Genomic DNA, 21,645 nt, shown 5'->3' on the forward strand with positions numbered 1-21,645 from the left:
CACGCCGATTCCCGGTTTGTCACCCGACTGGGCCTTGCGCCGGGTATGTGCGGTTGGCCAGCGTGTAGGGGCGCGCGCGACTGGGAGAAGTATCGCGTCGTGGCGAGCGGCCGACCCCCGTGGGCGGGTTCGTCCCGGCGGCGAGGACGCACGACGGCGACGGGAGTGTTGTGAGCGACCGCAACGGCAGCGGCAGGACGGGCGATGCGATCGTCCGGCTACGGATCCACCCGGCCATCGGCATCGCGCGTGTGGGCAACAGCACGCGCCCCGACGGCTGGTTCCTCGGTCCCGAGACGCCGAACCCGCCGGTGTCCCCGGCGGGTTCGTTCAAGGATCCCGACGGCGCGATCAAGCGGCAGGCGGCCCGGTTCCGGCTGTACGGCTACACCGCCGACGGCCGGGTGGTGCGCGAGGTGACCACCGCCGACCCGGGCACCAGGATCACCTGGGGCGTGCACGTGGCCAACCGCAAGGCCGGCTGGTACGAGTTCCATCTGCCGCTGGACATCCCCGACTCCCGCGACCCGGCGGCCAAGCCGTCGGTGCGGCGCAACCCCCGGGTGGCCGACCGGGGTTCGCTGGTGATCGACCCCGGCCACAAGACCCTCGACGCGGCGAGCGACGCGACCGTGCCGTTCACCGGTGGTCGCTTCCTCGGCCGGGTCGACGTTCCGCTGGGCGAGATGCACGCGGACGAGGCGGGCCGGTTGGTGGTGCTCGGCGGACACGGCACATCCGGCTCCCCCGACCACACACCACTGAACTCGGTCACCAACAACGACGGTTGGTACGACGACATCTCCGACGGGCCGGTCACCGCGATGGTCACCGTCGACGGCATGCCGATCCCGGTGGATCCGGCATGGGTGGTGGTCGCGCCGCCGAACTTCGCGCCCGAGGTACGCACCCTGCGGACCCTGTACGACCTGCTCTTCGACGTGTTCGTCTCGACGGGGCAACTGCCGTTCCCGGCCGCGGTCTCCTTCGGCGAGCACATCGAGCCGATCCTGCGCCGGTTCTGCGAACTCCAGTGGGTCAACGCGGGGTTCGCCGCGCAGTTCGGCTGGGCCGGTCCGGAGCACTTCCTCGATCCGGACAACCTGGCCCGGCTCGGGAGCCCGGCGGCCAAGTATCGCGAGTTGCGCCGGCAGGTGTACACGGCGCTGCGCGACTACGGCCGCGACGACAAGTCGCCGATGCCGTGGCCGTGGTTGTACGGGGACGGGATGGCGAGCGTGCCGCGCACGGTGCGGCAATACATGACGTTGTCCCCGACCCAGGACCGGCTGCTGCTCGCGTGGTCGCGGGGCGAGTTCGATCCGGCGCCGTTCCAGGGTCACCCCGCGAGGGTGGAGGACGCGCCGCCCGCCGCGCAGCCCGGGTTGTTGGATCGGGCCGCACTGGACTTCTGTGTGGCCGACGCGTTCCATCCGGGGATCGAGGTGACCTGGCCGATCCGGCACGCGTCGATGTTCGCCGAGCCGTTCCGGATCCTGCCGCGTGCCGAGGGTGCGCCCGATCCCGACCACGGCGACACGCTGACCCCGGACAAGGCGCTGGCCGCCGACGGGCCGTTGCACGCGCAGGGCCCGGGCGATCTGAGCCGTTGGATGGCGGTGCCGTGGCAGACGGACACCGCCGGGTGTCGGGCCGGGTACGAGTCGCAGGCCGGGCTCGGGCCGCGCTACGACCCGTACGTGCCCACGTTCTGGCCGGCTCGCGTGCCGAACCATGTGCTGAAGCAGAGCGACTACGAGAAGGTCAACCGCCCGGACGGCGACGGCTCGGTGGACCGTGAGGCCGCCTTCGCGCACCGCGCGGTGTGGTTGCGCGGCCTGACCGGCACCACCCCGCAGGAGCAGCGCCGGCAGATGGTGGACGGCTGGTACAAGCTGGGCATCGTCGAGACCCGCCCCTACACCGTGGGCGACGGGCGTTTCCCGAAGGTGATGCAGGTCGAATCGACGCCCGAGCCGCCGTTCGATCAGGCCGCCGACACCCACAACCTGGTGAACGTGCACGTCCCGGCGCGGATGGAGGTCGAGACGGCGACCGCAGCCGTGGTCGAGGCGATCGGGCGCGACGCGGCGGAGGTGACGGTGGGCTACGTCGACAACATCGACCCCTACCTGGACACCCCGTGACCGGGGCCGGGGCGCCGCCCGGCCGTCGGCGCCACGAGGTGATCGTGGCGGGTGGCGGTCCGGCCGGCGCCTCGGCCGCGATCACCCTGGCCCGGGCCGGTCGTTCGGTCCTGCTCGCCGACGCGGGTTCCGGGCCGCCGGCGATCGGCGAGGCGCTGCCGGCGGCCGCGGGGCGGTTGCTGGCCGACCTGGGCGTGGCCGAGCACGTACCGGGGCCGGGTCACCTGCCCTGCCACGCCACGCGGTCCGTGTGGGGTTCGGCGCACCAAGTCACGGTGTCGGGCATCGCCGACCCGTACGGATCCGGCCGGCACCTGGACCGCGCCCTGTTCGACGCACGGCTGCGCGAGGGCGCCCGGGCGGCGGGCGCGGAGGTGGCCGGGCACACCCGGGTCGGCGCGCCGACGCGGCGACCCGACGGCACGTGGTCGGTACCGCTGCACCGCGGCGATCGGCACGAAGTCGCGGTCTGCGACCGGCTCGTGGACGCGACGGGCCGCCGTGCCGCCATCGCGACCGGCATCGGCGGCGCCCACCGCCGGACCCGGGACGCACTGGTCGCGCTGCATGTGACGCTCCCGGATGTCCCCGCGTCGTACACCGACGCAAGCACCCTGGTCGAAGCGGCCCCCGACGGCTGGTGGTACACCGCCCTCGTTCCCGGCAACCGACTCCTGCTCGCCTACTTCACCGACGCGGACGCACCAACTCACGGGGCCGGCAGGGATGTCGCCTTCCGGGCCCACCTCGCCGAGACCACCCACACCGCCGCCCGAGTGGCCGGCGTGCCCTTCCCCCGCGACCTGGCCCCACGCCGCGCCCCCGCCCACGGCGCGCACCTGGACCGCGTCGTCGGCGACGGCTGGATCGCGGTCGGCGACGCCGCCGTGGCCTTCGACCCACTGTCCTCGCAGGGCATCCTCACCGCCCTGTACACCGGCCTGACCGCCGCCGAGGCACTCCACGCGAGCCTCGCGGGCGACCCGGGCGCCCTCGACATATACCGGGAGCGCATCACGACCCTGCTCGACGCCTACCGCCGCAACCATGGCAACGCCTACGCCGCCGAACTACGCTGGGCCGACCGTCCCTTCTGGCGCCGACGCCAATCCGCGGACCAGGTCGCCGGCCATTGTTGACTGATGTGTACAGAACTGGTTAGCGTCCTCTCATGAGCAGGCCGCGCGAGTTCGACGATCAGGCCGTCATCGACGCCGCGATGGCGGTGTTCTGGGAGAAGGGCTACGAGGCGACCACCACGCAGGACCTGTGCGCGCGCACGGGACTCGGTCGGGGCAGTCTCTACAACGCATTCGGCAGCAAACACCGGCTGTACGAGGAGTCGGTGCGCCGCTATGGCCGCACCCTGGCCGAGGCGCAGGTGGCGATGTTGGCCGCGTCGGGCGGCTCGGTCCGGGAGCGACTGCGTGACCTGCTGCTTGGGATGATCGACCTCGACCTGGCCGACCCCGGCCGGCGCGGCTGTCTGGCGCTCAACGCCGCGACCGAGCCGAGCGGGCGCAGCGAGATGGTCGCGGACCTGGTGCACCGACAATTCGTCGACCTGGAGCAGGCCCTCTGCCACCTGATCACGATCGGCCGGGCCACGGGCGAGTTGACCGGCGACCGGCCCGTACTCCAGGTGGCCCGCACCTTCCAAAGCACGTACTACGGCCTGCGCACACTCGCCAAGGTCACCGACGACCGCGACGCACTCCTCGATGTCGTGGAGGGGGCCGTGGCGGCCCTGTAGGCAGGGCGGGGGTCGACCCGGGCTCGTACAACCACGGCATGGCCTCGGTCGGCATGCCCATTTTCTGTACTGCTCAGTAAAAAAAATAACACCCGCATAACCCATCAAAACCCACACACATTCACCACGGGGAAACCAAACATGCGCTCGATACGACCCGACGTCCCACCCGCCGTACTGGCCCTGATGTTGTGCGTGTTCGGCGTCACCACCGGCGAGTTCGTGATCGCCGGCATCCTGCCGGATGTCGCCGACGACATGGACGTGTCGATCTCGGCGGCCGGGCTGCTGGTGACCGCGTACGCCATCGGCATGATCGTCGGCGGTCCGGTGCTGACCGCGCTCACCGCCCGGGCGCGGCGCAAGCCGCTGATCACCGTGCTGCTCACGATCGTGGTGGTCGGGAACCTGGCCTCGGCGCTCGCCCCGAACTATCCGGTCCTGTTCGCGGCGCGCATCGTCACCTCGTTGGTCACGGCCACCTTCTTCGCCAACGCGATCGTGATCGCCGCGTCCACGGCGGCGCCGGGCAGGCAGGCGTCCACGGTGTCCACGCTGGTCTTCGGGATGAACCTGTCGATGATCCTGGGCGCGCCGCTGGGCACGCTGATCGGCAACACGTTCGGCTGGCGGTCCACGTTCGTCGCCATCGCGGCGTGCTGTGCGCTGGGGCTGGCCCTGGTGTGGCGGCTGGTTCCGGACGTACGCGGTGCCGTGTCGGCCGGCTCGGCGGTCGCCGAACTGCGGGTGTTCCGCAGCCGGGACGTGCGGTGGGCGATCGCCGTCACCGCGATCGCCAACGCCGGACTGCTCGCCGTCTTCACCTACTTCGCGCCACTGCTCACCGACGTCGCGCACTTCGCGGAGGGATCCGTACCGATCCTGCTGCTGACGTACGGCGTCGGCGCGGCGGTCGGCAACATCGTCGGCGGGCGGCTCGCCGACCGCGCGCCGATGCGCACCCAGATCGGCCTGTTGACCGCGCTCGCCGCGACCCTGGTCCTCATGTGGGCGACCGCGGGCAGTCGCGTGCCCACCGCGATCCTGGTCTTCGCCATCGGCGCCCTCGGCTTCGCGGTCATCCCCGGCATGCAGACCCGCGTCCTGACCACCGCCTCCTCCGCCCCCACCCTGGCCATGGCCGTCAACGCCTCCGCCTACCAACTGGCCGCCGCCCTCGGCGCCTGGCTCGGCGGCCACACCGCCGACGGCCCCGGCCTACGCGCCATCTACCTCCTGGCCGCGATCATCACCACCGTGGGCATAGCCACCAGCACCTACGCCCACCACCGGTCCCAAACCCCCGAACCGGCCCAAGCCCCCTGACCCGCTCACTCGTTCGGGGGACAAAGCCCGATACCCCACCCCACCGTCGAAATCCATGCGTACGGTTCAACCCGACGACAGCACATCGGCCCGGTCGATGGCCCGATCCGCCGTCGGCGGCAATCATGGAGAAATGACGCGCCACGAGCACCAGAAACGGAGGCCACCAGTGCACACGGTGACCGATCGTGCACGCATCTCGGTCGAATATTTTGAGCGTATGGCTCAACGCGCCCGTGAGAACCCCGACGACCTTTGGCCGGAACTGATCGACGGCAAGTGGGGGTTCAAAGCTATGCCCGACGGCGATCACGGCGAGATCGTAATGTGGCTGGTGAAACTGTTCGCCCGCATTCGATCGGAGCTTTCGCTCTACGTCGAGCAGGGTCTCAAGGTCGAGCAATATCGCACCGGTCGAGCCCGACCCGATGCCACACTCGCCCCGGAGGGCAGTTTCGTCGGTCAAGGCGAGTGGAGCGACCCGGCTCCGGTACTCATGGTCGTCGAGGTGACTTCGTTCGATGGGGACACGGACAAGCGGGACCGGGAGGAGAAGCCCCGCGCCTACGCCGAGACCGGAATTCCGCTGTATCTCCTGATCGACCGAGACCGTTGCGAGACGATCGTGCACAGCGAACCCGAAGACGGTCGATACACCGCCGTCATCGCACGATCCTTCGGCAAGCGCGTGCATCTTCCCGCGCCGGTCGACATCACGCTCGACACCGATCGGTTGCTGAACCTGGTTCGGTGACCGCCTACCGGTGGTGGGCCCCAGGCGAGCCCACCGCCGGTGTCGGGTCAGGCGTCCGTGGCCTCGCGTACGCTGCGGGGGCGCATGTCGGTCCAGACCTTGTCGATGTGGGACAGGCAGTCCTCGCGGGGGCCGGTGAAGCCTTCGGGGCGCCAGCCGGCCGGGATGTCGCGGTCGGTGGCCCAGACCGAGTACTGGTCCTCGTCGTTGATCACTACACGGCACACGGGTGTGGGTCGGTCGTCGGTGGTCATACCTTCTCCGGTTCGAGGTGGGCCGGGTTGGGCCCGGTGGATGGGGTCTTGGTGCGCTTGCGGCGTTCCTCGATCCCGATCAGATCGTCCGGCATGGCGTCGGGGACCTCGTCGTCGAAGCGCGAGATGACCCGGTGTCGGAACGAGGCGAGGGCCAGCAGGATCATCGCGGACGCGCAGATCAGGTACAGGAATCCGGTGCCGCGCCCCTCCCCCACGCCGATCACCCGGCCGACGCTGGAGGCGAGCGCGCCGTCCGGACGGAACAGCGGTTCGAGCAGATGCACGGACAGCGGCGCGATCACCCCGAAGCCCAGTGGGAGGGTCGACCACGCCACCATCGTGTTCAGCGCGATCACCCGGCCGTGGAACCGCTGCGGCACCTTGACCTGGATGATCGTCGCATAGATGCCGTTGAGCAGCGACAGGCCGAAGAACACCCCGAAGAAGGAGATCCCGACCAGTACCGGCGAGGGCCGCAGCCCGGCCAGGAACGCGAACACCGCGATCAGCACCGTGGCGACCAGGATCCCGTGCATCCGCCGATGCCGCGGCCCGCCCCACACGCCCATGGCCAGCCCGCCGAGCAACGCACCCGCCCCGGCCGCCATGCCGACCGCGCCGGCCGTGTGTACCGAGCCGAACGACAACACCAGTGGCGTCATCAGCACCAACATCGGCGCCAGGAAGACGTTCAGCAGCGCGAAGTAGAGCAACATCGTGCGAAATCCCGCGTGCCCCATCGAGTAGCGCACCCCGTTGGCGATCTCCTTGACCATGCTCTCGCGCCGGGTCTGCGCCATCGTGTCGGGGAACGGCACGAACGCCACCACCGTCACCGCGATCACGAAGGTGGTGATGTCGATCAGCAGGATCCCACCGAGCCCGATACCCGCGAGCAGCGCCACCGCGATCAGCGGCACCACCAACTGGGCCAGCCCGGTGCTCATTTGCACGATCCCGTTGGCGTGCCCCAGATAGCGCTTGGGCACCAGCTGCGGCACCGCCGAGTTGTAGGCCAGTCGTTGGAACGTCGCGGTCAGCGACAACACCACGAGCAGGCCGTACACCGCGCCCACTCCCAAATGGCCCGCCCACAGCAGCAACGCCATCGTCACCTGCACCAGACCCGCCACGCAGTCCGCGGCCAACATCACCGACCGGCGGCTGTTGCGGTCCACCACCGCGCCCGCGAGCGGCGCCACCACGATGCCCGGCACCAGGGCCAACACCGAGAACAGCGCGAACTGGGTGAGTGAATCGGTACGCAGGTAGATCCAGATCGGGATGGCGAACTCGGTCAGCGCCGACCCGGTGATCGAGGCGAGTTGCCCGAGCGCCACCGCCATGAAGCGGCCCATGCTCGGCCGCACCGCCGACCGACCCGCGGTCTTCACATCCGCGACCGCGCCCGACCCCGAACCCGGCACCGACTCGGCCGCCGAACCGGATTCGACCCCGGAGACCCCGTGCAGCCACCAGCTCGCGTCCTCACCGCGCACCGCCCGGGTCAGCGGCTCGGTGCGCTCCCGCGCCACCGCCTCATGCGTCGCGGTGACGATCTCGGCCAACTCCTCGGCCCGGTAACGCAGGAAGTAGTGGCCCGCCTCGTCGATCACCACCAGCGCCGTGGCCGAGGCCATGAAGTGCCATTCGCGGTAACGCTCCTGGTAGAACTCGGTACTCGGGTCACGCTCGCCGATCACCGAGATCACCGGCGCGGCCAGCGGCGGCAGGTCCTGGGCCATGCGCTTGGTGAAGTAGGCCTCCGAAGTCAGCCCGTCCTTGCGCATGTTGCGGATGATGAAGCTCACCTGCTCCTCATCCAGGTCGCCGAGGTCGGCGCCCATCGAGGTCAGCCAGTTCAGATGCACCCGGTCCCCGCGCAGCCGCTCCAGGCCGGCGAATCGGGTCAACGCGCCGAGCACACCGCCCTCGGGCCGGGCGAACGGGAAGATCGCGCCCAGGTACACCGCCTCCAGGCGGCGCCCGGCCTGCTCCAGGAGATACGCGATCTGCGCGGTGAGCGCGCTGCCCACCCCGCAGTGCCCGTACAGCGCCAACGGCCCCTCGACCCCGGCCAGGATCTCGTCCGCACACTCCCGGGCGACCTCCTCGATCGGCCTGGGCGCCTCCGGCATGGACAAGTCGTGGCCGGGAATCGCCACCGAGTACAGCGCGTGCCCCGCCGGCAGCGCGTCCGCCAACGGCTGGTAGACCACCGCGCTGCCGCCGCCGTACGGCACGCACACCAGCGACAACACCCGCTGCCCGACCGGAATCGGCCGGGTCAACTCGTGCAGCAGCGAGCGTGGTTCGTCCGCACCGACCGGACGTTCGAGCAGTTGCGCCAGTTCTCGGATGGTCCGGTGCTTGAACAGTTCGAGCAGCGACACCTGCCGACCACCGGGCGGCAACACCTTGCGCAGCCGGGCCAACACCTGCATGGCGAGCAGCGAGTGGCCGCCGAGTTCGAAGAAGTCGTCCATCACGCCCACCGAGGTGAGTTCGAGGACCCGGGTCCAGATCTCGACGAGTGTTTCCTCGAGTTCGCTCGCGGGCGGTACACGCTCACCCGCACCCGCGCCCGCGGCCGTGTCGGGTTCGGGCAGCAGCGCCCGATCCACCTTGCCGTGCGCCTTCAGCGGCAGGCGATCCAGCCACACGAAACGCGACGGCACCATGTACTCGGGCAGTCGCAACAACAACGCGCGCCGCAACTGCGCACCGGCCGGACGCTCACCCGGAAGGGCCGATGCGTCCCCGTCCTCCTCCGGCGGCACCAGATACGCGATCAACCGCTGCGCACCGGCCGGGCCGCGCGCGTCCACCACGGCCTGCGCGACGCCCTCCTGTGCCCGCAACGCCTCCTCGATCTCGGCGGGTTCGACCCGATAGCCACGAATCTTGATCTGCTGGTCGCTGCGCCCCAGGAACTCGATGTCGCCGCCGGGCAGATACCGGCCGAGATCGCCGGTGCGGTACAGCCGCCCGCCCGGCGGGCCGAACGGGTCGGGAACGAACCGGTCCGCGGTGGCGCCGGGTTGGCCCAGATAACCCCGGGCCAGCCGCTCGCCGCCGATGTGGATCTCCCCGGTGACGCCGATCGGCACCGGTTCCAGGTGGGCGTCCAACAGGTACACCCGCGCGTTCGGCAGCGGCCGGCCGATCGGCGTCACGGTCGAGGTCACCGCGTCGTCGGGCCGGACCCGGTAGGTGGTCACCCCCACCGTGGTTTCCGTGGGCCCGTAGTGGTTGACCACCGCACAACCGCCCAGTGCGGCCAGGTCCCGGGTCCACTCCCACGACGAGCCCTCGCCGCCCAGGATCAACAGCCGCCGGGGCAAGAGCGGTTCGGTGCCGACCTCGGCGGCGAGCCCGGCCAGGTGCGAGGGCGTCATCTTGAGGTAGTCGACCGGATGCCGGGCCAGATGGTCGGCGAACTCGGCGCCGGACAACCGCTTGGGTATCAGGTGCAGTTCGCCGCCGGTGGTCCAGGCCAGGTACAGCGCGGTGATCGCGAAGTCGAAGGACAACGACTGCGCCAGTCCGTACACCGACCCGGGCACCACCTCGAACCGCTCGCGCACCCCCTCCAGATAGGCCAGCGCCTCCCGGTGCTGGACCGCGACTCCCTTGGGACGCCCGGTCGAACCGGAGGTGTAGATCACGTAGGCCAGATTCCCCGGCTGCGCCGTGCCCGGCACCGGATCCGCGCTCTCCGCCTCGATCACGGCCCGTTCGCGGTCGACCAGGACCACCGCTCCAGTGTGGCCCACCGTACGTTCCCGCAGCACGGTGTCGGTCACCACCACCTGCACCGCCGAGTCGGTGAGCATGAACGTCAGCCGCTCCACCGGCTGTTCCGGATCCAGCGGCAGATACGCCGCACCGGCCTTGAGCACGGCGAGCACCGCCACCGCCAGGTCCAGGGACTGCTCCAGGCACAGTGCGACCGGCGTCTCCGGGCCCGCCCCGGCCGCCCGCAACCGCCGAGCCAGCCGATTCGCGCGCGCGTCGAGTTCGCCGTAGTCGAGCGTGTCGCCCTGGTGGGTCACCGCCGGCGCACGCGGATCGCGGGCCACCTGCGCCTCGATCGCCCGGGCCAGCGTGGGGTGTTCGGACAGCGGACGATCCGTGTCGTTCCACTCGGTGAGCAACCGGGTCCGCTCGACCGCGCCGAGCAGGTCGATCCGGGACAGCGGCACGTGCGGATCGGCGACCACCGACCGCAACAGCGTGGCCAGATGCCCGGCCAGCCGCTCGACCGTGGCCGCGTCGAACAGGTCGGTGTTGTAGGTCATCAAACCGTGCATCCCGGTGCCGACCTCGAACACGAACAGGCTCAGATCGAAGCGGGTCACCCGGGAGTCGGCGGTGAACCAGTCGTGCGCGAGACCCGTGAAGCCGTGTTCTCCGCGCCCATAGTTCTGGAGCGCGAAGGTGACCTGGAACAGCGGCGTCCGGGAGACGTCGCGCACCACGTTCTGCCCGCGCACCACCTGATCGAACGGCAGATCCTGGTGGGCGTAGGCATCCAGGCTGCTCTCCCTCACCCGGCCCAGGAGTTCGGCGAAGGTCGGATCACCCGCCAGCGGCGCCCGCATGGCCAGCATGTTGACGAACATGCCGATCATCGGCTCCAGATCCGGATGCGGACGCCCCGCGATCGGGGAGCCGACCGCGAAGTCGCTCTGCCCGCCGTGCCGGGACAACACCGCCTGCCACGCCGCCAGCAGCGTCATGTACTGCGTGGCACCGTGGGCCCGCCCCAGCGCGGTGACCGCTTCGCACAGTTCCGGGTCGAGCACGAACGAGTGCCCGTCCCCGGAGAACGTCTGCTGCGGCGGGCGCGGCCGGTCGGTGGGCAGCGCCAACGTACCCACGCCCGCCAAGCGTTCGCGCCAATAGGCGGCGGCACGTTCGCCCTCGGCACCGCCGAGCCGCCGCTGCTGCCAGGCCGCGTAGTCGCCGTACCGTACCGCCGGTGCGGACAGCGGCGATTCGAGCCCGGCGACGAAAGCGTTGTAGTCCGCCATGAGTTCGTTCACCATCAGGTGCACCGACCAGCCGTCGCCGACCAGATGGTGCAGCACCACGACCAGGATCGTGTCGTCCCGGTCCAGCCGCACCAGCGCGGCCCGGAACAGCGGGGGCACCTCCAGGTCGAACGGCCGGGCGAACTCCTCGCCCACGAGCGCCGCGGCCCATCGCTCGCGCGCCCCGAGATCCAGGTCGAGGGGCGCGCTGCGCCGAGTCACGGGGACCGGCACCGGCGGGTGCACGGTCGCGGTCGGGTGACCGTCGGCGCTGGTCCCGAACGTGGTGCGCAGGCTGTCGTGCCGGGCGAGCAGTCCGGTCAACGCCCGCTCCATCGCCGCCTCGTCCAGCGGCCCGCGCAGCCGCAGCGCGAACGGGATGGTGTAGGCGGCGGTGCCCGGTGTCAGGTTCTCCATGAACCACAGCGGGATCTGCGCCGAGGACAGCGGAATCGCGGCCTCGTCCGGCAGCCGGGGAATCGACGGCGGGGCGGCGGCCGTCGACCGGCGCAACCGCTGTTCCAGCAGGGCCCGCTTCGCGGCGGACAGGCCGCCCGCTCGGGTCGGGGGTGAAGTGAGCGTCATCGCGCGTCCCCCGTCTCGGTTGCATCCAGCACCAGTCGTTCGGCGTCCGCCTCGGACAGGTCGTCCAGTTCGACCATCAGCAGTTCCTCGATCGCCGCGGCCAGACCGGCCACGGTGGGATCGGCGAACAGGGTTCGGATCGGCACCGCGAGTTCGATCGCGGCGCCGAGTCGGGCCACCGCCCGGGTGGCCAGCAGCGAATGGCCGCCGAGCGCGAAGAAGTCGTCCAGCGCGCCGACCCGGGACACCCCGAGCACCTCACCGAAGGTCTCCGCGACCAGTTCCTCGGCGCTGCCACGCGGCGCTACGAACGACGCTTCGGGCGCCCCGTGCTGCTCCGGCGCGGGCAGCGCGGCCCGGTCCAGCTTGCCGTTCGGGGTGAGCGGCAACCGATCCAGCGTCACGAACGCCGCGGGCACCAGATGGGCCGGCAGCGTGCGGCCCAGCGCGGCCCGCAGCTCCGCCGCGTCCGGCACGGGCATCGACCCGCCCGCCTCCGGCACCACGTAGGCGACCAGCCGTCGATCACCCCGTTCGTCCCGGACCACCACCACCGCCTGGCCGACGTCCGGCCGCGCCACCAGGGCCGCCTCGATCTCGCCGAGTTCGATCCGGTAGCCGCGCAACTTGACCTGGTGGTCGTCGCGGCCCAGGAACTCCAGGGCTCCGTCCGGTCGCAGCCGGGCCCGGTCGCCGGTGCGGTAGAGCCGGGCGCCGGGCGGCCCGTACGGGTCGGGCACGAAGTGGCGGGCGGTCAGGGCGGGGCGGCCGAGATAGCCGCGCGCCAACCCGGCGCCGCCGATGCACAGTTCGCCGGCGACCCCGATCGGCACCGGCTCCAGGTGTCGATCCAGCACATGCACGCGGGTGTCCGCGAGCGGGCGACCGATCGGCGGCCGGGAACCGTCCCAGGCCCCGGCCGCACCCCCGACCAGGTCCGCCGCGGTGGCGATCACCGTGGCCTCGGTCGGACCGTACGTATTGACCACCTCGACCCGCTCGCCGAACACCTCGTGCCAGCGCCGCATCGAGGCGGCGTCGGCCTGATCCCCGCCCAGGATCAGCAGCCGCAGCGCCTCCGGCCAGGCCAACCCCGGTGTCTGCGCGACAAGTTCGTGCCAGTAGGACGTCGGCAGGTCGAGCACGCTCAGCGTGCGCCCGGCCGCGGTGCCGAAGAAGTCCGGCAACAACCCGTCGGCGGGGGCGAGCACGAGCGTGGCGCCGCCGAGCAGACTCGGATACAGCTCCTCGACGTGCGTATCGAAGCCGAACGAGGCGAACTGCAGCACCCGGTCGCCCGGCCCGCTCCGATACCGCTCGCGCATCCATGCCACCCGACCCGCCAGCGCCTCCCGGGTGATCGGGGTGCCCTTGGGTCGGCCGGTGGAGCCGGAGGTGTAGATGATGTAGGCGAGGTGGTCCGGACCGGCGATCCGGGCGGGCGGCTCCTCATCGGTGTCGTCACGCGGATCCGCGTCGCCCTCGTCCAGCAGCGACACCGGCAACTCGCCGCCCGCGAACCGGTCGGCGAACCGCGCCCGGCACAACACCCGTTCCGCCCCGCCGTCGGCCAGCATCCACCCGATCCGCTCGGTCGGCAATGTCGGGTCGATCGGCAGATACGCGCCACCCGCCTTGAGCACGGCCAGCAGCGCGACGACCGTCTCGATCGAGCGTTCGGCGCAGACCGCGACCACCGAGTCCGGTCCGATGCCGGCCCGGCGCAACACCCGGGCCAGCCGGTTCGCGCGGGCGTCGAGGTCGGCGTAGTCGACCCGGCTGTCGCCCGACTCGACGGCGACCGCATGCGGGGTGCGCAGCGCCTGCACCTCGAAGGCCACGACCGGGTCCGGGCATTCGCCGCCGGTCGGTCCCACCGCGCCCGCCAGCACCCGGACCCGCTCCGCCGCCGACAACAGCGGCAGCCGGGACAGCGGGGTGTCCGGATGCGCGACCGCGCCCGCGAGCAGGGTCTCGAAGCAGCGGGCCAGTCGGGCGATGCTCTCGGGAGCGAAGCGGTCGGTGTTGTAGACGAACTCGGTGACCAGCTCGTCGCCTTCCGGCCAGACCTCCAGCGCCAGATCGAACTTGGCCTGCCGGAAGCCCGATTCGAACCCCTCGGCAGCAACCCCGGCCAGACGCAATCCGGCTCCGGCCGGTGGGCGCAGGGTCAGCATGGTCTGGAACACCGGTGGGCTGTCCGGATCGCGGTCCACGTCCAGCGCGCCGAGCAGCCGCTCGAACGGTACGTCCTGATGCTCGTACGCCTGGAGGGCCACCGTGCGGGTACGGCCCAGGAAGTCGCGGAACGACGGGTCACCGACGGTACTGCCGCGCAGGACCAGGGTGTTCAGGAAGTAGCCGACCAGTGGCTCGTAGTCCTCCTCGTCCCGACCCGCCAGCGGCGAGCCGACGCAGACGTCCTCCTGGTCGCAGTAGCGGGCGAGCAGGGTCTGGTATCCGGCGAGCAGGGTCATGTAGAGGGTGACCCGTTCGCGCCGGGCGAGTTGTTCGATTCCGATGCGCAGGGAGGCCGGAAGGTGGTGGGTGACCGTACCGCCATGTCCGGACTCGGTGTCGGTGTCGGTGCCGCTGCCCCGGGGCCGATCGACCGGCAGGTCCAGGGTCGGCGCGCCGGCGAGTTGCCGGGTCCAGTAGGTCAGTCGTTCCTCGAAGCCAGGCTCGTCGAGGAGTTCGTGTTGGCGCCGTACGTAGTCGCCGTAGCTCAGCGGCAGCGGGGTCAGCGGCGAGGGGCGGCCCTCGGTGAACGCCGCGTAGAGAACCGCCAGTTCCTCGTCGACCACGTTCATCGACCAGCCGTCGGCGACGATGTGGTGCAGGGCCAGGCACAACACGTGGTCCCGGCCGGCGGCATCCAGGTGCAGCAGGCTCGCCGTGAACAGCGGGCCCCGGGCCAGGTCGAACGCACGGTTCGTGCGTGCGGCGACCAGGTCGCGGGCGCGTTGTTCGCGCTCGGCCGGGGCGCCGTCGACCCGCACCCGCTCCAGGACGAACGTCCCGGGCGCGCCGATCACCTGGATCGGTACGCCGTCCTCGTCGGGGAAGGTCGCGCGCAGGCTGTCGTGCCGGTCGACCAGTTCGGACAGGGCGCGGTCGAGGGCGGCGACGTCGAGCGGGCCGCGCAGGCGGTGGACCTGGAACATGTTGAACGCCGCGTCCCCGGGGTTGATCCGGTCGAGCAGCCACAACCGTTCCTGGCCGGCGGACAGCGGAATACGCCGCGATCGGAGGGACACCGACGCCGGGTCGGCGGGCCGGTCCGGCGCCGACAACGGGTGCGGGTCGTGGCTTCGGGTCGGGTTGTTCATGGCCGCCGCTCGCTTCGCATCGCGGATACCGCGCTGGTGAGTCCGGAGATGGTCGGGGTTTCGAAGAACACGTGCAGCGGTACGTCGACGCCGAGGCGTTTGCGGATCCGCGCACCGATCCGGGTGACGGTCAGTGAGTGGCCGCCCAGGTCGAACAGGTCCTCGTCGGGGCGGATGTCGTCCAGGCCGAGCACTTCGCGCCAGATCGCGGTGATCTCGGCGGCGGGCCCGGTGTCGGCGGGGGCGTCCGCCTCGTCGACCGGGTCGGGTTCGACCGCCCGCAGGCGCGGCGGGGCGGGCAGCGCGGTCCGGTCCAGCTTGCCGTTGGGGGTCAGCGGCAGGCGCTCCAGCGGCACATAGACGCCGGGTACCAGGGCCCGGGGCAGCGTCGCGGCCAGATGCACCCGCAGTTCGGCCGCGCTCGGCGTGGCGGCGCCGCGCGGGACCAGGTAGGCGACCAGGAGCGGCCCGTCGGCACCGTCCTCACGCACTGTCACGGCCGCCGCCGCGATGCCCTCGTGGTCGAGCAATGCGCTCTCGATCTCGCCGAGTTCGACCCGATGGCCGAGGATCTTGACCTGGTGGTCGTCCCGGCCCAGGAACTCGATCCGGCCGTCGTCGCGATAGCGGGCCAGGTCGCCGGTGCGGTAGAGGCGGGCGCCGGGCGGGCCGTACGGGTCGGGCCCGAAGCGGTCGGCGGTGACGCCCGGCAACCGGCGGTAGCTTCGGGCCAGTCCGTCGCCGCCGATGTACAGGTCGCCCGCGACGCCGACCGGGGTGGGGGTCAGGTGTCGGTCCAGCACGTACATCCTGGTGTTGGCGATCGGGCGGCCGATGGTCACCTCGTCGTCGTCCGGGCCGATCTCGGCGGTGCTGGACCACACCGTGGTCTCGGTCGGCCCGTACGCGTTCACCAGGCGGCGGGCCCGGCGGCGCAACTCCCGTGCGAGCGGCACCGGCAGCGGTTCGCCGCCGGTGACGGCGAACACCGCCGGCTCCTCGAAGCCCGCGTCGAGCAGCATGCGCCAGCCGGACGGGGTGGCCTGGACATGGGTCACCCGTCGGCCCCGGATCAACCGGAGCAGCGCCCGGCCGTCCCGGGTCTCGCCGTCCTCGGCGAGCACGAGTCGCCCCCCGGTGATCAGCGGCACGTACAGCTCGACCGCCGAGATGTCGAAGGACGCCGAGGTCAGGCCGAGCCACACCGAGTCGGCGGCGCAGGCCAGGACGTCCCGCATCGAGGCGAGCAGGTTGCTCAGCGCGCGGTGTTCGATCTCCACGCCCTTCGGGCGGCCTGTGGAGCCGGACGTAGCCAGCACATAGGCGAGTTCGCCGGGCATCGGCGGGGGTGCGGCCACCGGGTCGGGATCGACCGGGTCGATCACCGCCGTCCCGGTGACGGTCCCGTCGATCAGCAGCGCTTGATCTCCGCGTCCGGGGAACCGGCCGAGCAGGTCGCGTTCGGTCAACAGGGCATCTGCGGCGCAGTCTTCGAGCACCATCGCCAGCCGGGCCGACGGGTATTCCGGGTCCAGCGGCAGATACGCGGCACCCGCCCGCAGCACCCCGAGCAGCGCGGTGGGCAGCGCGGCCGTACGGCGCACGCAGACCGCGACCAGGTCGCCCCGGCCGATCCCGGCGCCTCGCAACCGCCGCGCCACCGCGTCGACGGCCGCGTCGAGTCGGGCATAGGTGAGCCGGGTCGTGCCGCACTCCACCGCGATCGACTCGGGGGTACGGGCGGCCTGAGCCGCGAACCGCGCGGGCAAGGTGTCCTGTTCCATCTCCCGCCCGGTGTCGTTCCAGTCCCGCACCATACGTTCGTGTTCGTCGGCGCTCTGCAGGGCGAGGCGGGACAGCGGGGTTTCCGGGTCGTCGACGATCGCCCGCAGCAGGGTCCGATAGTGGCCCGCGATCACCGTCGCGGCGCCCTCGTCGAGGGTGTCGGTGGCGTAGTGCAGGTGCAGCGCGAGGCGATTCGGGTCGTCCAGGCACTGCATGTGCAGGTCGCCGCGCGCGGCGTGGTTGAACACGGTCCAGTCGATCGACACGGGCAGGCTCGCGAAGTCCGGCACCGAGGTACGGCGGCGATAGCTCATCGACACCGGCGCCAGCGCCAGTCGCGGGGTCAGGCCGGTGACGACCCGGCCGAGCGGCACGTCGCGGACCGGGAAGAGGTTGCGCAGGTCGGCCCGCAGCGCCTGGACGAAGGCGCGGAAGGTGAGGTCCGCGGACGGCGTGGTGTGGACGGGGAGTTCGTTGACGTATGGACCCACCCGGTCGCGGCTGTGCGGGGTGCGGGTGCCCAGGTCGATGGCGACCGTGGCCCGTTCGTTGCCGTAGCGCCACAGCTGGGTGTGCAGCGCGCCCAGGAGCAGCGCGAAGGTACTGACGCCGAGGAGTTCGGCGGTGGCGGCGACGGCCACGCGCAGTTCGTCGTCGACGGGGATCGGGACGGACCCGCCGGTGCCGCCGTCGATCGCCGTCCGGCGGCGTCCGGGCAGGATGACGGCGGGTGGTTCACGTTCCTCGTCGGCGAAGCGGATCGCGGCCAGGCCGACGCGGCGCTCGGCCTCGACCGCCTCGCGGGCGATCCGCTCCGCGTCCTCCGACTCCTCCAGGTCCGGCAGATCCGGCTTGATGCCGGTGCCGAACGCGGCGTAGTGCGCGGCCAGATCGCGAACGAGGATGTCCTTGGAGTTGCCGTCGAAGGCGAGGTGGTGGGCGACCACGAGCAGGGTCCGGTGTCCGGGGCCCGCGTCGACCAGGGTGAAGCGCACCAGCGGCCCGGTCTCCGGGTCGAACGCGCGCAGTGTCTCGCGGTGCAGCAACTGGGCCGCCATGTCGCCGCGTTGGTCTTCGGGTGTCTCGGTCAGGTCCTCGATCACCAGGTGCGGAAGGGTGTCGGCGGGGACCAGCCACGGTTCCCCGTCGAGCTCGCGCAGCGCGCTGCCCAGGACCGGGTGGCGCACCACGATCGCGTCACAGGCGTGCGCGAGCGCGGCCGGGTCGAGGTCGCCGGTGAACCGGATGCTCAGCGGCATGTGGTGCGCGGTGCCCGTGGGTACCGCGAGTTCGGTGAACCGGATGCCGTGTTGCGCCGGGGACACCGGGGCTCGGCACGGGGAATCCGGCGGCAGGGATACCGGTCGGGTGGTGCGCATCAGCGGCCCTCCTGGGAGGCGGTGGGTGCGTGAACCAGTGCGGCGGTGTCCCCGAACACCGGCGCCTGGGGGTGGTCGATCGCGAACTCGCAGGCCTCGACGAAGGCCTGGACCAGGTCTTCGACGACGGACGGGGCGAACGCGCGGTCGTTGTACAGCAGCCAGCCCGCGATCGTGCCGTCGGGCTGTTCGGTCAAGGCCAGTTCGGGCACGCCCAGGTCCGGGCGGCCGTCCGGCGTGGGCCATTCGGCGTCCAACTGCCGCGGCAGATCGAAGGGTTCGGAGACCAGGCCCAGGAAGTGCGCCTGGTTGCTCCAACTCTCGTAGCGGACCCAGGCCGCGTCCGGAAAGCGCGGGTAGAACTCGGCGAACGGGTAGCACTGATGCTCGGTCGCGGCCACGGCGGTGGTGCGGACCCGGTCGAGCAGGTCGTCGTACGACGGGTCACCACCCAGGTCGACCCGGATCAGCAGGGACTGCACGAGGCAGCCGATCAGGTTCTCGCTGCCGGGTCGGGTCCGACCGGGTACCGGCGACATCACCACGATGTCCCGGATGCCGGACGCCCGTGCCAGGACGCTCGTCCAGCACGCGGTGGCCACCATGAACGGCGTCGCGCCCCGCTCGCGCGCGGCCGTGCGCAACCGCTCGACCAAGTCGGCGGCAAGGCCGAAACGCACCGAACCGCTGTGCAGCAGACCGGTGGCCGCGCGCCCGGGGAACGGGTCGAGGGCGGCGGGCGCCCCGGCCAGGGTCGCCTCCCAGAACGGGCGGGTGCGCGGCCATTGCGCGCGGGCCCAGCCCAGGTGTTCCGAGCAGGTCGGCGTGGGCGGCGGCAGCGGAGCGGACCGATCGGTGTGCAACGCCGAGTAGACGAGGGCGAGTTCCCGGAGCAGTACACCCATCGACCAGCCGTCGAACACCATGTGGTGCACCGCGAGGATCAGCACGTGGTCCTCGGGATCGAGTTCGATCAGCAGGGCGCGTACGAGGGGTCCGTGTGCGAGGTCCCAGTGTTGTTCGCGTTCGGCGCCGGCATGCTCGCGGGCGAACCGTTCGCGGTCGGCGTGCGTGGCGCCTTCGGCCCGGATCCGCCGCATCTCGGGCGGCAGTTCGGCGAGTACGACGGCGTCGGCGGTGCCGTCGGCGTAGTGGAAGACGGTGCGCAGCGCCTCGTGCCGGCGCACCACCTCGCCCAGGGCGGCTTCCAGGGTGTCCTGGTCGAGGGTGTCGGTGATCCGGATCCCCACACTGACCGGGCCGACGTCGCGCGGCTGGTCGGTGGCGTACATCCAGACGAAGAAGTTCTCCTGCTGCGAGCTGAGCGGCATGCGCACGACCGGCTCGCCGGCCGACTCGCGGCACGCCGCCTCGGGCCGCGCGCACGCCGGTTCCGTCGGCGTGTCCGCGCCTTCCGATTCCGTCCGGGCCGGTTCCGCTCGCGCCCGGGCAGTGTCGATCCAGGCCGCCTGGGCGGCCAGTTCGGGTCGGTCGAAGGCGAGCGAGACGGGCACGTCGAGGGCGAACAGACGGGTCGCGGCGGCGGCCAGCCGGGTCGCCTTGAACGAATCCCCGCCCAGGGCGAAGAAGTTGTCGTCGGGACCGGCGCCGGGCGTGCCCAGCACCTCCGCCCACAGGCCGCCTACGGCGGTCTCCGTCGCGGTCCGGGGCATGCTCGACCGCTCGGCGTCGTCCCCGGCCATCCGGGCCCGAAGTTCCGCCTTGACCACCTTGCCCGCCGGGTTCCGGGGCAGGGCGTCCACGCGCAGGAATCGGGTCGGGATCTCGTGCCGGGCCAGGCGTTCGCGCAGGAACACCCGCAGGTCGTCGGCCGCGACCTCGTCCCGCAGGACCAGCGCGGCGGCGACCATGGTGCCCATCACGGCGTGTGGCACACCGAACACGGCCGCGTCGGCGACGGCCGGGTGTTCGTGGAGCGCGGCTTCCACCGCGAGCGTGGCGACCTTGTTCGCACCGGACTTGATCAGGTCGCTTTCCCGGTCGATCAGGTACAGGTAGCCGTCGGCGTCGAGTCGGCCGATGTCGCCCATCCGGATCCAGCCGTCGGTGAACACCCCGGCGTCCGCGCCCGGGTCGCGGTAGTAGGTGCGCGAGGTCGTGGGCGAGTGCAGCCAGATCTCGCCGGCCTCGCCGGTCGGTACGGGTTCGCCGTCCGGGCCGACGATGCGCAGGTCGTCCAGGCCGGTACCGCGCCCGACCGAAGTCGGCCGGCCGGGGTCGAAGACCATGGTGGTCTGAGCCGGGGCCGCCTCGGTCGAGGTGTAGGAGTTGACGATCACGGCGTCGGGGAAGATCTCGGTCAGGGCCAGTGCGGTGGCCGGCGGCAGTGCGGCGGCGGTCGAGCCGAAGAGTTGCACCGAGTCGAGATCGTGCCGGGTCCAGGCCCGCGAGTTGACCAGGTCGGTCGCCATCGCGGGCACGGTGAACACGGTGCCGACCCGGTGGGCGGCGATCAGCGCGCAGAACTCCTCGGCGTCGAACGCCGGGGCGCACAGCGCGGTCGGCTCGGCGGTCAGCGCGTTGAGCAACATCGTCTGCCCGGCGTTGGTGCCGATCGGGAACGCGTGCAGGAAGTGCTTCGAGTGCGCCAACTGCCTCCGCCGGGGGGCCGGTTCGAAGCCGTGGGTGAGGTTGGCGTGGGTGGCGCCGACACCCTTGGGGGTGCCGGTGGTGCCGGAGGTGTAGAGGATCTGCGCGAGGTCGTCGGGATGCGGCTCGGCGAGGGCCGGGGGTTCGACGGGTTCGACAGGCTCGGCGGGCTCCGGGTGTTCGTGCGGATCGACGGGGTCCGGCGCCGGGAGTGCGGCCGGATTCGAGCGGGCCCGCGCGTGCGCGTCGGCTTCGACGGTCGTCGAAATCGCGCTCCACGCACCGGTGTTCGGTGGCGCGATGTCGACGCCGTGCAGGATGCCGGCCGCCGCGCAGTGCACGAGCAGGGCCTGCACGGCGGCGGTCGGCAGGCGTTCGGGCAGCGGTACGGCGACCGCGCCGGCCCGCTGGACCGCGCAGTAGGCGACCGCGTAGTCGGCCCATTCGCGACCGGCGAAGATCAGCGCGACCCGATCCCCCGCGCGTACCCCCCGATCGTGCAACTCGTTGGCCAGGGCGACGGATCGGCGCCACCAGTCGATGAAGGTCAGTCCGGTGCCGGGAGCACCCGGAACCAGGATCGCGACGCGATGCGGGTCGAGGTCCGCGCGGGCTGCCAACAGGCCCGGCACGGTGCATCGATCCTCGGGACGCCCCGAACCGGATAACCCGGGCCGGACGTCG

The 21,645-nt window shown here is 71.6% G+C and carries 10 protein-coding genes; 5 read left to right on the plus strand and 5 right to left on the minus strand.

The window, feature by feature from the left end; genetic code table 11:
• Window positions 1-170 precede the first annotated feature (170 nt).
• From ACFXKZ_RS37095 to ACFXKZ_RS37115, 5 genes are all read left to right on the plus strand, one after another.
• Window positions 171-2,147, plus strand: coding sequence for a LodA/GoxA family CTQ-dependent oxidase (locus tag ACFXKZ_RS37095; protein WP_380007144.1), 1,977 nt, complete (start codon window positions 171-173; stop codon window positions 2,145-2,147).
• Window positions 2,144-3,286 (plus strand): NAD(P)/FAD-dependent oxidoreductase, encoded by a 1,143-nt coding sequence (locus ACFXKZ_RS37100; protein ID WP_380007147.1) that lies wholly within the window; start codon window positions 2,144-2,146, stop codon window positions 3,284-3,286. The genes ACFXKZ_RS37095 and ACFXKZ_RS37100 overlap by 4 nt, the downstream gene beginning before the upstream one ends.
• 32 nt (window positions 3,287-3,318) lie before the next feature.
• On the plus strand, window positions 3,319-3,900 hold the full coding sequence (locus tag ACFXKZ_RS37105) for a TetR/AcrR family transcriptional regulator (protein WP_380007150.1): 582 nt from the start codon (window positions 3,319-3,321) through the stop codon (window positions 3,898-3,900).
• 141 nt (window positions 3,901-4,041) lie between these two features.
• Window positions 4,042-5,226, plus strand: a complete 1,185-nt coding sequence (locus ACFXKZ_RS37110) for an MFS transporter (RefSeq protein WP_380007153.1) — start codon at window positions 4,042-4,044, stop codon at window positions 5,224-5,226.
• Window positions 5,227-5,281: 55 nt separating this feature from the next.
• Window positions 5,282-5,980, plus strand: coding sequence for a Uma2 family endonuclease (locus ACFXKZ_RS37115; protein ID WP_380007156.1), 699 nt, complete (start codon window positions 5,282-5,284; stop codon window positions 5,978-5,980).
• A gap of 47 nt (window positions 5,981-6,027) precedes the next feature.
• Here ACFXKZ_RS37115 and ACFXKZ_RS37120 read toward each other — a convergent pair whose 3' ends face one another.
• From ACFXKZ_RS37120 to ACFXKZ_RS37140, 5 genes are read right to left on the minus strand one after another with little or no spacing between them, the layout of a single operon-like run.
• Window positions 6,028-6,234: an MbtH family protein gene (locus ACFXKZ_RS37120; RefSeq protein ID WP_380007159.1), complete on the minus strand. Its 207-nt coding sequence runs from the start codon at window positions 6,232-6,234 to the stop codon at window positions 6,028-6,030.
• Complete coding sequence (locus ACFXKZ_RS37125) at window positions 6,231-11,858, minus strand: amino acid adenylation domain-containing protein (RefSeq protein WP_380007162.1); 5,628 nt, start codon at window positions 11,856-11,858, stop codon at window positions 6,231-6,233. Before ACFXKZ_RS37125 ends, ACFXKZ_RS37120 begins: the two co-directional genes overlap by 4 nt.
• Window positions 11,855-15,187, minus strand: coding sequence for an amino acid adenylation domain-containing protein (locus ACFXKZ_RS37130; RefSeq protein WP_380007165.1), 3,333 nt, complete (start codon window positions 15,185-15,187; stop codon window positions 11,855-11,857). The genes ACFXKZ_RS37125 and ACFXKZ_RS37130 overlap by 4 nt, the downstream gene beginning before the upstream one ends.
• Window positions 15,184-18,351 carry an amino acid adenylation domain-containing protein gene (locus ACFXKZ_RS37135; RefSeq protein WP_380007168.1) on the minus strand — a complete coding sequence of 1,056 codons (3,168 nt, stop codon included), beginning with the start codon at window positions 18,349-18,351 and terminating at the stop codon, window positions 15,184-15,186. The genes ACFXKZ_RS37130 and ACFXKZ_RS37135 overlap by 4 nt, the downstream gene beginning before the upstream one ends.
• The gene (locus ACFXKZ_RS37140; RefSeq protein ID WP_380007171.1) at window positions 18,351-21,593 is read right to left on the minus strand and encodes an AMP-binding protein; all 3,243 of its coding nucleotides are present in this window, start codon (window positions 21,591-21,593) and stop codon (window positions 18,351-18,353) included. Before ACFXKZ_RS37140 ends, ACFXKZ_RS37135 begins: the two co-directional genes overlap by 1 nt.
• Window positions 21,594-21,645 lie beyond the last annotated feature (52 nt).

Source organism: Embleya sp. NPDC059237, assembly GCF_042754105.1.
Classification (GTDB): domain Bacteria; phylum Actinomycetota; class Actinomycetes; order Streptomycetales; family Streptomycetaceae; genus Embleya.

Bases quoted from the DNA above. Each gene is read 5' to 3' on its own strand.
- ACFXKZ_RS37105 (WP_380007150.1), top strand. From the start codon at position 3,319: ATGAGCAGGCCGCGCGAGTTCGACGATCAGGCCGTCATCGACGCCGCG.
- ACFXKZ_RS37110 (WP_380007153.1), top strand. From the start codon at position 4,042: ATGCGCTCGATACGACCCGACGTCCCACCCGCCGTACTGGCCCTGATG.
- ACFXKZ_RS37115 (WP_380007156.1), top strand. From the start codon at position 5,282: ATGCGTACGGTTCAACCCGACGACAGCACATCGGCCCGGTCGATGGCC.
- ACFXKZ_RS37120 (WP_380007159.1), bottom strand. From the start codon at position 6,234: ATGACCACCGACGACCGACCCACACCCGTGTGCCGTGTAGTGATCAAC.
- ACFXKZ_RS37125 (WP_380007162.1), bottom strand. From the start codon at position 11,858: ATGACGCTCACTTCACCCCCGACCCGAGCGGGCGGCCTGTCCGCCGCG.
- ACFXKZ_RS37130 (WP_380007165.1), bottom strand. From the start codon at position 15,187: ATGAACAACCCGACCCGAAGCCACGACCCGCACCCGTTGTCGGCGCCG.
- ACFXKZ_RS37135 (WP_380007168.1), bottom strand. From the start codon at position 18,351: ATGCGCACCACCCGACCGGTATCCCTGCCGCCGGATTCCCCGTGCCGA.